An 11,930-nucleotide genomic window follows, 5' to 3' on the forward strand; every position below is an offset into this window, starting at 1 on the left:
ACTGAGCCTATTTTACGTTTAATTAAGTGGAGCTACTTAAAAGTCATAGTTTAATTTACCCACGCCCTAAGTTTATAACAATAACTCCCCTAGCTGAGTTTGATTTTTGCCCGATTTTTTAGCAGAATATAAGGCATTATCGGCACTTTTAATTAGGGATTCTAATGAGACATCTTGAGTGGGAATAATCGTTGCGACACCTAAACTAAAAGTAATATAATTGCTAATTTTAGATTTTTCATGGGGAAGTTGTAAGGCTTCGATTTCTTGGCGAATATTTTCGGCAACATTAAATGCCCCTTGTTGAGGCGTATTAGGTAAAATAATTGCAAATTCTTCTCCACCATAACGAGCTAAAAAATCTGATGTTCTTCTAACAATATTACTCATGGTTTTTGCTACTTCTATTAAGCATTTATCTCCTGCTTGATGTCCGTAAAAATCGTTATAGGGTTTAAAAAAATCTATATCACAAATAATTAAGGATAAGGGTTGTTTTCCTCTACCGCATCTCTGCCACTCTTGTTTGAGGATTTTGTCAAAGGAATGACGGTTATAAACACCTGTTAAGCTGTCTATGGTGGCTAATTTACTTAATTTTAATTCTAGTTTTTTTCTTTCGGTAATATCTCTAACAGTGACGGAAAATCCATCTCCCAATTTTACAGCTATGCAATGAAACCATTTATGTTGTTTTTTATAATTGTATTCAATTTCTTTATCTAAAGATTTTCCTGTTTCTACTACTTTTATAAACTCAAAAAATAATTCTGGTTTAATTTGATTGATAAACTTTTTAAATAATAATTTTCCTGTTAAATCCTCTGGTTGACGATTAAAAATTTGAGCGGTTATGGGGTTAACAACTAAGCAACGAAAGTCTAAAATATTACCTGAAGCGGGATCTCTTACTGCTTCTAAAGCTGCGATCGCATCTAAGGAAGAATTAAGAATACTAGAGATAATAGCACGGGATTGATATAAAATAGCTTCTGCTTCTTTTCTTTGCCTGATTTCTTTTCTTAAGTGTTCTCTTTCTTTTTTTAGTTTTTCTTGCTCTTTTTCGAGTAATTTTTTTTGTTTTTGAATAGTTAATTGACTACCTATTCTCGCTAAAACTTCTTCTTCTTGAAATGGTTTAGTTATGTAGTCAATTCCACCGACTTCAAAGGCTTTAACTTTATCAAAAACATCACTTAAAGCACTAATAAAAATCACGGGAATATCCTTCGTAAGATTATCAGCTTTGAGCTTTCTACAAACTTCATAGCCGTTAAGGTCAGGCATTAAAATATCCAGTAAAATTAAATCGGGAGGACTAGATTTAGCCGCTAGAATCGCACTTTCTCCGTCTGCTGCCTTTTTTACCTTATAGTTTTTTATCTGCAACATTTGCGATAAGACTCTTAAATTAGCAGGTTGATCATCAACTATCAATATACTTTCTGTTAATTTTTCCTCGGAAGATATTTCCACAGCACTCATAGGTGAAAAGAAGGGATCCATATAAATCAGTTTACTATATTTCTTCAATTAATTTTCTAATTTTGGCAAGTTGAAAGTTGTCCACAAGATGTTTTAATTTATCTGCGAGGATATTATTTTCGGGGGGAATTTTCCTGATTAATTCCAAAATTAAATCATCATCTAATTCCTTCGCCGCTTGATATAATTTATCGAGCCATTTAGAAGGCATTATTTGCAAATCCTGTCTTGTCAAAGATTGATGCTTCTGTTCAAAAACATTCAATTCCGGTTCTTCCTCATAAATATACTCAACTCCTAAATGCTTCCCGATAGCATCAAAGATAACGGATTCTCGAAAGGGTTTTCTGATAAAATCATCACACCCAGCGGATAAAATAACGGCTTTTTCCTCTTCTAAAACACTAGCGGTTAAAGCAATAATCGCTGTAGCATTACCTTTTAATGTTCCTTTAATGTATTGGGTTGCCTCATAACCATCCATCACAGGCATTCTCATATCCATCCAAATAAGATGGGGGTCCCATTCCTCCCAAATTGCGATCGCTTCTTGCCCGTTACAGGCTTCTTTCAATTCAAATCCGAGAGGCTGTAAGAGTTTTATTAATAGTAAACGATTAATGGGGCGATCGTCCACCACTAAAATACGATACCGAGGTTGCCCCGACTTTAAGGCTATCACTCGTCTTGATTGACGGGGATTATGAGTTTGCACATCTCTTTCTGTGACGAGAGTGACAACTATTTCAAAACTAAAAATACTACCTTCTCCCAAAGTACTTTGAATCTCAATATCTCCGCCCATCAACTGTACAAACCTTCTACTTATGGGCAACCCTAAACCTGTACCCTCTTGAACATTTCTACCTACTTCTGTTTGTGTAAAAGCCTCAAATACTTTTGATAAATCTTCTTGGGCTATTCCTGCCCCTGTATCTTCTACTGCAAATTTGATATATCTTTGATTCTCCATTTCCAGAGTTTGGTTAGAGAGAGAAACTAAAATATTAACCCCTCCTTCCTCTGTAAACTTAATACCGTTATTGACTAGATTAATTAGCACCTGCCGTAATTTTGTCTCATCTGTACACACAAAACGGGGTACATAAGTGTCAATTTCTAAATTTAACTGCAAACCCTTGTCTTCCGCCTTAAGTTGTAATAAATCCTCAATTTCTTCTAATAAAGCGTGAAGATCGAAGTTTTTTTCATTCAAAGTCATTTTTCCGGCTTCAATCTTCGATAAATCAAGAACATTATTAATTAAATTCAACAAATAATTACCGCTTCTTTGAATGATACTAATATTTTCTAATTGTTCAGGAGATAAAGTTTGCGATCGCATCATGATTTGAGAAAAGCCAAGAATCGCATTCATGGGGGTGCGCAACTCATGACTCATATTAGCTAAAAAGATACTTTTGGTTTTATTGGCAATTTCTGCTTTCTGCTTTGCTTCTGCTAACTCCCGATTACCTTCATGTAACTTTAAAGTCGATTTTTCTAAAGAAGAAATTACTCGATTATAAAGAGTAGCGATGCGCCCCACTTCTGTAAAAGGTTCAACGGGTACTCTTAAACTAAGATCCTGAGTTTGTGCCTGTCGATCCATAATAGTTAATAACTCATAAATCTCCGTTTTCGCTCGATGTTCAGAAACATTTAAGCCCAACTCCTCATCCTCCACAGACACTCGTAAAGGAAAAATACGATTCAAATTCCACAAAATTAAGAAACTAATACCAAACGCCCAAACAAAGCAAATCACCGCCCCTAATAACTGTACCCAAAACTGTTGAAAAGGAGTTAACCCCGTACCTAATAACTCCGACTGTCCGAAAAAAGCTACGGCTAACACACCCCAAACACCACTACCACCATGCACCGCCACTGCATCCACCGCATCATCAATACGATAATGTTCCAACTTAGCCTTAATATTTAACATTAAAAAAGATCCGATCGCGCCTATAATTACCGCCTCCGCCGTTGATACTGCATGACAAGAAGCCGTAATAGAAACTAAACCTGCAACGGTTCCATTCATCAAAAACTCTACTTCGGGAATTTTATATTTATACCAACCAAAAGCACAACCGCAAATCATTCCCCCCACTCCTGCCATAAGAGTATTAACTAAAATTCTTGTTACCTCATTATTGAAAGCAAGAGTGCTTCCTCCATTAAATCCAAACCAAGCAATCCATAATAACATTACCCCCAACACCGATAAAGGCAGATTTGATCCATTAATTTTATTTATCTTTCCTCCTTCTAAAAATCTTCCTTGTCTTGAACCAATTACCAACAGTAGAGCAAAAGCAACCCAAGCACCGATACAGTGAACTACAGTGCATCCAGCAAAATCCACAAAACCCATACGCCCTAACCAACCGGTAAAAGCATTGTTATCATAACTCAAACCATTCCATGCCCAATGTCCAAATACAGGATAAACTAATCCAGACACCAACGCCGCCACCATAATATAAGAATTAAAGCGTAATCTTTCTGCCACAGCCCCTGAAACGATAGTGGTAGCAGTACTGCAAAACATTGCTTGAAAGAGAAAAAAAGCTCCTAATTTAAAATTATCCCCTACATCGAGAAAAAAATCTTGAGTACCGATTAACCCGCCCCTACTTAAGCCAAACATCACCCCATAACCAAACATCCAAAACAGCATTACGGAGATGCCAAAATCAGCTAAATTTTTAACTGCAACATTAATATTATTTTTGCTTCTGGTTAAACCCGACTCCAAACACATGAATCCGGGTTGCATTAAAAATACTAATCCAGCACAGATTAGAACCCATTGTAAATCATTCATTGATATGACAATAATTTTTTCTCTTTGTTCAGAAGAATATAGCAAACTTGTTCAAAACATATCCAAATTCAAGAAAATTTCATTCCTCTTTGAACATTTTTGGAGTTGCTTAATTGTGACTAAAACAATAAGGTTAGGTGTCAGGTGTTGAAGTATTAAGTATTAGAGGGATGAGGGGATGAGGGAGACGTAGGGGCGAATGGCCATTCGCCCGTACAGGGTTTCAGGTTTTAGAAGAAAGTAATGAGTAACGAGTAACGAGTAATTATCAACTACTCACTATTCACTATTTACCTTTGCCCCTTGCCCTTTTATTACCTATTGCCCTTTTCTCAATCATCCATAGATCAAAATTTATCCTGAATTCAGGGTAATTAGCTATCACTTACCACAGAGATATTATCCACAACTATGGAAGGAGTATAACAAGCACCACTCCAAACTATATCAGATGCGATCGCATTTACTTTTTGTAAACACTGATAAACATTACCCGCTAACATAGTATCTTTAATTCTGCCTTGAATTTTTCCATTATGAACCAAGTAACCTAAATCAATATTGAAAGAAAAATCCCCGGAAATGTCCGCACCGCCTCCGAGAATCTGATCGACAATAATACCGTGATCCATATTTTTTACTATTTCTGGAAAAGACTTATTACCTTCACTAATCACTAAATTTACTAAATCAGGACTGGGATAAGCACCTAAACCCGTACGAAAACCATTACCTGTATTACTTATACCTAGTTTAGAAGCGGTTTTTTTATCAGTGTAAAAATTTTTTAAGACTCCTGCTTCTATTAAGGTTAAATTTTGAGTCATACTACCCTCATCATCAAAAGGGCAATCATAGGGTTTCAAATCTGGTTGTTGCTTTAAAGTTAAACAAGGAGAAATAACTACTTTTCCTAAAGACTCACTCCAAGGAGATGATTTATCAAGAATATATTTTCCATTTAAGGCTTCGGTGACGGTATCCCAAAGAGTGACAACAGCATTAGGAGTGAATAAGACTGGAAATTTACCTGTTTTGACAGCAACGTTTTTTTCTGCCCATTCTAATCGTCTTAAAACTGATTCAATGATTCTACTTAAATCAATATGTCCATGGGAATATTCTCCATCATAAATGCCTAAAAAGTCTTCTTCTCTTACTAATTCCAATCCCACAGACGCACTTTGACTAATATCTTTTTGTTGACAGTATAATCCTTGAGTATTGATTAATGTTGTGGTTTCCCTTTCCCATTCCACATCCAAATTAACAATCGCTTCTGGATATAAATCTAAAATAGATGCGATCGCATCTCCTCCTTCTTTTATAATTTTTTTATCTTGATCAACAAATCTTTTTGAGTTACCATCATCGTTAGAATAAATTAGGTTATTTGTACCATTTAAAAATATTTCTTCAGGATCATTCAAATCAGAAACAGCAAGGGCTTTTGCAATTAAATCATCAGCAGTAAACTCTCCATAAGCTAAAGCTAAACCCGGTTTATTATCTCTCCATAAACGTAAGGCAACCCCAGAAACTTGAGAAGACTCAATTTGTTTTAAACGATTAGCAGAAAAACAAATCGGGCGAGAATAAGACTCAACTTGATAAACCTCTGCATTTTTAATTCCTTGTTTTTTAACTAAATCTAGTAAGTTTTCTGGTTGCATAAAATTATATAATTTGTTTTTTAAACTATAACGACTCTTTCTTAATTTTAATAACCTCAGTTTGGTTTAAGAATATCGGATAAGGGTAGGTATCAGGTTGCAGGTTGCAGGTTGCAGGTGTCAGGTTTAGGGGAGTAATGAGTAATGAGTAATTATCAACTATCAACTATTCACTATTCACTAATTGCCCTTTTCGCCATCACTCATAGATAAAAATTTATCCCAAACTCAGGTTAATTAACACTTTTCTTTTACGGTAGTTATGGCAAACTAATAGAAAATAACTTATATAAATCATCCTGTACAGGAGTTATAGCAAAATAAAAATTAAAAGTTTATCAATGATTATTAAATAATTCTCTTTTTCCTATCTAAACTAATAATTTATATCTTCAAATTAATAGAGCCAAAAAATGAAAGAAAACAAACATAAAATAACAGTGATAGTCAAACTATTTGCCATCTACCAAGAAACCTATCAAAAAGAAGAAATCACCCTTAAATTAGAAAAAGAGATAACAGTTAAACAATTATTGCAAGACTTTATCGTACAAGAAAAACCAGAATTAAAACCTTGGGAAAATATCACCAGATTTGCAGTTAACCTACAATTTGTTGAACCTAATTTTATCTTAAATGATCAAGATGAAATAGCCTTAATTCCACCTGTTAGCGGAGGCTAAAAATATTTCTCATTATTTCTCATACAGTAGTTATGATAAATTAAGAGAAACAGGACTTCTATAACGTTTATTGCATAGTGTTTATAGTTAAATAAAAACTAAAAGTTTATAAATTATTATTTAATAATCCCCTATTGCCCATTGCCTCTTGCCTTTTGCCTACCCTAACTAATAATTTACATACTCAAAGTAAGTGATAGAACCACTATTATTTAATAACTTTCTTTTTCCTTTCTCCCCGTAAAAGAGCAGGGTTTTTTCATTCTCAAAAATGTCAATTTTTGAAACTAACAAATAGTAACAGATACAGGAGTTTTTAAGTATTAATTAATCAATTATTAAGAAAAAACGCTCCCCTCTACTGTGGGAGAGGGGTTGGGGGTGAGGGCAAGATAATTTTGCCCTGACTTTTAAAAAACCCTGCTTCTCGAGGGGGGACAGCAAAAGTGTTTAATTAACACGCTTCCCCAACACCTTGACACCTGCAACCTGAAACCTGAAACCTATTTTAAACTCCTAACTCATAATCTCCTTGCCCACATCTCGATATTTCTTCCATGCCACTTTAGCGCGATCGTCGCTGTAGTCTTTTACGGTTTTTCCGTGTTGTGAAGCCCTTTCAAAAGCGATTAAAAGGGGAATTTCTGTTTTGAATAGAGGCAAATTTTGTTCTTTTAAAAAATATTTCGCAGTTCTGCTGTTGCTAGTACGAGAATCTACTTTCGTCAAGAGAATTTTATAATTATTCACATTGTGTTTTTTCAGCATTTCTACTGCTTTGATAGTAGCATCGAGATCCAAATGATTGGGGGTGGTGGGAATAATCATCAAATCATTTCCCTTTGCTAAGTCCACAAAATCATCTTCTTCTGGTCCCCCTCTCATATCTGTGACAATATGTTTATGAGTTGCCATAAAAGGGGCAGAACCAGCCTGAGAAGCCACTGTAAAAGGTAATTTTTCCTCCCTAGCCCACACTAAGGCAGAACGATTGCGATCAGCATCAACAAGTAGGGTTGGTTGATCTGTTTGTAAATAAGCGGCTAAATGAATGGCTGTTGTGGTTTTGCCAACACCACCTTTTAAAGATGCAATAGCGATTAACATAATTTTTTAATAGTATTTTGTATTTTATTAATTTAGGTTTGATATTAATAGTTTTTTAGGCTTAATTTTTTATTTTTTCAATCAGTTTAGGTAGATTTTATCTTAATTATTCACACTATTTCCTTAGTTTTTTTTGCCTTTTGATTTATTTTTAAACCAAGTTGCTCCGAATAATAGTAAACTCGCTAAACCAGAGGCAATGGTTACGGGTAATATACTGCCCTCGGCTAAACCTGCTCCTATCATCACAAAGGGAAAAATCCCCGGAATTGTGCCGAAAATCGTACCAAATAAATAATCTTTTTGGGTAACAGAAGTCAAACCTGCCCCATAGTTGACGATTCCGTAAGGAATTAAAGGTAAAAGACGAATAGCGAAAATATACCATATTCCTCCTTTTCTGATTTCTTCATCAAGGTTTTGTAGGTAACTACCAAATTTTTGTCTGACCCAATTTTGTCCCAGAAATCTAGCGTAGATAAAACTTGCTATAGCGGCCATAATAGCTGCGATCGCAGTCCAAAATAAACCCCATTGAAAACCAAAAATTAAACCGCCGCTAATATTTAAAGGAGTTGATGGTAAAAGTAAAATCGTAGCAACAATATATAACAATACATAAATTATTGGTGCAAAAATTCCCAGTCTCTTTACCTGCTCATGCAAAATTTCTGGTTGAATCCCCCCCATCCAAACAATACTAACCCCCGTTAAACAGATCAAAATTAGTGTTACAACAATTAATTTACCCTTCACTAACCACTCCCATAAAAATTATGTATCCAAAAATACAAAATATGCTTAACCTTATCTTTACTATTAATTAGTTTAAAACAACATAATTAGTAAAAAATAATACTATGTCAAGACTAGGTAGAAGAAAATTTCTCCTTTACGGATCGGCTACATTAGGAACAAGTTTACTCCTCAAAGCCTGTGCTGATGCTCCTCCTCCTGCCGATGATACCGCTACGGATACCACTACGGAAACTCCTTCTGGTGGTGAAGGGGATACCATAAAAGTAGGAATCTTGCACTCTCTTAGTGGTACAATGGCCATTAGTGAAACCACTGTTGTGGAAGCTGAACAACTTGCGATCGAAGAAATTAACGCTAGTGGCGGAGTTTTAGGAAAGCAAATTGAAGCGATTGTCGAAGATGGCGCATCTGATTGGCCTACCTTTGCGGAAAAAGCAACTAAGCTAATTGATCAAGATGGAGTAGTAACAGTATTTGGCTGTTGGACTTCTGCTAGTAGAAAAGCTGTTTTACCTGTATTTGAGTCCAAAAATCATATGTTATGGTATCCCGTACAATACGAAGGACAAGAATGCTCTAAAAATATCTTCTATACTGGTGCCGCCCCTAACCAGCAAATTGAACCTGCTGTAGATTGGTTATTAGAAAATAAAGGTAAGGAATTTTTCCTCGTTGGCTCTGACTATGTATTTCCCAGAACAGCAAACACTATCATTAAAGCTCAATTAGAAGCAAAAGGTGGCACCACCGTAGGAGAGGATTATTTACCCCTTGGCAATACGGAAGTTACTCCCATTATTACTAAGATAAAAGCCGCTCTACCCAACGGCGGTGTTATTTTTAATAGCTTAAACGGAGATAGTAACGTTGCTTTCTTCAAACAAATCCAAGCCGCAGGTTTAACTCCAGATAAATATCCTGTTATGTCTGTAAGTATTGCCGAAGAAGAGGTTAGACAAATTGGGGTAGAATATCTTAAAGGTCATTATGCCGCATGGAACTATTTTCAAACTGTAGAAAGTCCCGAAAATGAAAAATTTGTAGAGGCTTTTCGTGCTAAATATGGTCAAGACAGGGTAACTAATGATCCCATGGAAGCTGCTTACATTATGGTTTATCTCTGGAAACAAGCCGTTGAAGCCGCCGGCACAACCGATTTAGAGCCTGTGAGAAGTGCGGCTGTCGGCCAGTCATTACAAGCCCCTGAAGGACTTGTCACCATGCAACCTAATCATCATATTTCTAAAACAGTCAGAATCGGACAGGTAAGAGATGACGGTTTATTTGATATTGTCTTTGCCACAGATGCACCTGTTGACCCAATACCTTGGAATCAATATGTAGCTGAAACTAAGGGTTTTGCTTGTGACTGGACAGATCCGGCTAAAGGTGGTAAGTATAAAATGAGCTAATTCTGATAATAATTTAATCATAGAAGCGCGATCGGCGTAGCCGCACCTTCGGCGACCGCACTTTTCGTTTCTCCATAAAAAACAGAAAATTATGGGAGAGGGGTTGAATTTATTCGCCCCTTATAGTGTTTAGGTGTTAAGAAAACCTCTGTTAGATTTATAAAGATTTTTTTAGTTATTTAATTAAAGTTTCAAGCATAAATAATGGACAAAAAAGGAGATAAAATATCATTTTTAAACATTTATATTGATTCTGAGTGGAAAGAAAAATTAATTGATATTGCTCAACAAAAGAATATATCTTTAGAAAAATTAATCGCTAGTATTATCGGTAATTATTTAGGTGAAAGTTTGGAGCATGAAAAATTAGAAAAATTAACACAAGACTATGAAAAATTAAACCAACGCCTGAGTGTATTAGAAGCGAAAAATTTAGAGTTAGAAAAAATAGAAGCTAAATTTCATATATTAGAAAAACTGGTGGAAAATCTACAATATCAAATCAATCCTCGTCATATAGACAAGGGAAATATCACCCATTCTTTGGATGATGAAGACATATATGATGAACCAGACGAAATTCTAACAGATTTTTTAGATTAAATAAAAGAGTCTAACCACGATTCAAAACGGTTGCCCCATGCCGTTAAAGAATAAACATCTTCTGCCACCTGACGACAATCATAGCGATTGATTTCGGGAAGACGTTGAATGGCAATCGCTAAATCTTCCACACTATCAGGGGTTACTAAAAATCCTGTTTTGCCATCGGTAACAATTTCCGCAGGACCTCCTCTAGCATAGCTAATTACAGGAACGCCACAAGCAAGAGCTTCAATGGCAACATTTCCAAAGGCTTCTACCCAACGAGGAGTCATAATCAATCCTAAACAATCACGCAGTTGTGCTTGTAAATCTTTGGTAGATAAAAACCCTTGATATTTAATTGGGGCTGAGGGATGTTGATTTTGAATGGTTTGCCAGTATTCTTGGTCTTGAATTTTACCAAAAATTAGTAAGGGAATGTTTGTGATTTCCGAGGCTTTTACGGCATCTTCTAAGGCTTTTTCTGGGGCTATTCTACCTAACCATGCTAATTGTTTTTTCGGTTGAGGTTGAAACTGATATAAAGATAAATCAATACCACTACCTAAGCATTGACATTTATCTGCAAAAGGAAAGGTATCTGCTTGAGATTTAGTATAAACACCAAATTGATAAGGAAATCGTGTTGCTATTTTTCCCATAATCTGATCTAAACTATCAGAAAGAGACCCCATACTAATAAAATGTGCGATCGCAGTTGAAAAAAAGGGAGTAAGATAAAAAGGAAGCCAATCAAAAGCAAAATTAACAATAACATCGTATTCAGATTGTATCTGATAAGCATAATCGAGCATATTTGCTAAAACCGAATTATCAGGCATAATCACAGGGGTTTGACGGCTTTGAGTTTGAGCAGGAGTATGTAAATTTCCCTCAATTTCAATAATATCAGCATGGTCAAAAAAAGATCCTTTTGGAGCTATTACCTTTATAATATGACCACGCCCTTGCATTTCTTGAATCAGATTATAAATAGTTAATTCTACACCGCCACCAATGCCTGAACTTAATGCACCCACAGGGGTAGATAAAATTAAAACTTTTTTCATCATAGACTTAATTATGCTTCCCTTTTCCTAATCTCTTAATCTTTATTAAAATAACAACATTATGAATATAGATAAAAACATAAATAAAACCCATGTTGTGACTATATTCACTCACATGGGCTTATTTGTAAATATTGGTAAAAACAAAATTGTTTATCTGAAGCCTACGGCAGCCTGCCATACAAAAGCTAATAACAAAAAGAATAAGGGAATAACAGGTAAAACATCCACTAAAGGCTTAAAAATCTCGTAAGCCTCTGGTAATTTAGCCAATAACATCGTTGCTTCCATTTTAATTAATTGTTCCTTACTAAACTAATTTT

10 protein-coding genes are annotated in these 11,930 nt (G+C 35.3%); 3 read left to right on the forward strand and 7 right to left on the reverse strand.

From position 1 onward, the window contains the following. Window positions 1-72: 72 nt before the first annotated feature. The 3 genes from CYAN10605_RS15740 to CYAN10605_RS15750 all read right to left on the reverse strand — a co-directional run bounded on the left by CYAN10605_RS15740 (window position 73) and on the right by CYAN10605_RS15750 (window position 5,991). A complete protein-coding gene (locus CYAN10605_RS15740) occupies window positions 73-1,506 on the reverse strand; it encodes a diguanylate cyclase domain-containing protein (protein ID WP_015220937.1) in 1,434 nt (477 codons plus the stop codon). Window positions 1,507-1,519: 13 nt separating this feature from the next. After that, the gene (amt, locus tag CYAN10605_RS15745) at window positions 1,520-4,318 is read right to left on the reverse strand and encodes an ammonium transporter (RefSeq protein WP_015220938.1); all 2,799 of its coding nucleotides are present in this window, start codon (window positions 4,316-4,318) and stop codon (window positions 1,520-1,522) included. Window positions 4,319-4,692: 374 nt separating this feature from the next. Beyond that, window positions 4,693-5,991, reverse strand: a complete 1,299-nt coding sequence (locus tag CYAN10605_RS15750; protein ID WP_015220939.1) for a TldD/PmbA family protein — start codon at window positions 5,989-5,991, stop codon at window positions 4,693-4,695. A 413-nt stretch (window positions 5,992-6,404) separates the two neighbouring features. Between CYAN10605_RS15750 and CYAN10605_RS15755 the strand changes: the two genes are divergently transcribed. Then, on the forward strand, window positions 6,405-6,674 hold the full coding sequence (locus CYAN10605_RS15755) for a MoaD/ThiS family protein (RefSeq protein WP_015220940.1): 270 nt from the start codon (window positions 6,405-6,407) through the stop codon (window positions 6,672-6,674). 516 nt (window positions 6,675-7,190) lie between these two features. On the opposite strand, the gene CYAN10605_RS15760 is transcribed toward CYAN10605_RS15755, so the two are convergent. Continuing rightward, complete coding sequence (locus CYAN10605_RS15760) at window positions 7,191-7,781, reverse strand: ParA family protein (protein WP_015220941.1); 591 nt, start codon at window positions 7,779-7,781, stop codon at window positions 7,191-7,193. A 123-nt stretch (window positions 7,782-7,904) separates the two neighbouring features. Further along, window positions 7,905-8,537, reverse strand: coding sequence for a TVP38/TMEM64 family protein (locus CYAN10605_RS15765; protein WP_015220942.1), 633 nt, complete (start codon window positions 8,535-8,537; stop codon window positions 7,905-7,907). Window positions 8,538-8,641: 104 nt separating this feature from the next. On the opposite strand from CYAN10605_RS15765, the gene urtA reads away from it, so the two are divergent. Beyond that, window positions 8,642-9,952 (forward strand): urea ABC transporter substrate-binding protein, encoded by a 1,311-nt coding sequence (gene urtA / locus CYAN10605_RS15770; RefSeq protein WP_015220943.1) that lies wholly within the window; start codon window positions 8,642-8,644, stop codon window positions 9,950-9,952. A gap of 204 nt (window positions 9,953-10,156) precedes the next feature. After that, complete coding sequence (locus CYAN10605_RS15775) at window positions 10,157-10,555, forward strand: restriction endonuclease subunit S domain-containing protein (protein WP_015220944.1); 399 nt, start codon at window positions 10,157-10,159, stop codon at window positions 10,553-10,555. Here the strand turns inward: CYAN10605_RS15775 and CYAN10605_RS15780 are convergent. Together CYAN10605_RS15780 and CYAN10605_RS18270 are read right to left on the reverse strand one after the other, a co-directional pair. After that, window positions 10,552-11,610 carry a glycosyltransferase family 4 protein gene (locus CYAN10605_RS15780; RefSeq protein WP_015220945.1) on the reverse strand — a complete coding sequence of 353 codons (1,059 nt, stop codon included), beginning with the start codon at window positions 11,608-11,610 and terminating at the stop codon, window positions 10,552-10,554. The genes CYAN10605_RS15775 and CYAN10605_RS15780 overlap by 4 nt on opposite strands. A 150-nt stretch (window positions 11,611-11,760) precedes the next feature. Continuing rightward, the gene (locus tag CYAN10605_RS18270) at window positions 11,761-11,898 is read right to left on the reverse strand and encodes a photosystem II reaction center protein K (protein ID WP_015220946.1); all 138 of its coding nucleotides are present in this window, start codon (window positions 11,896-11,898) and stop codon (window positions 11,761-11,763) included. Between the last annotated feature and the right edge of the window lie 32 nt (window positions 11,899-11,930).

Origin of the sequence: Cyanobacterium aponinum PCC 10605 (assembly GCF_000317675.1) — a bacterium.
In the GTDB taxonomy this organism is placed as follows: domain Bacteria; phylum Cyanobacteriota; class Cyanobacteriia; order Cyanobacteriales; family Cyanobacteriaceae; genus PCC-10605.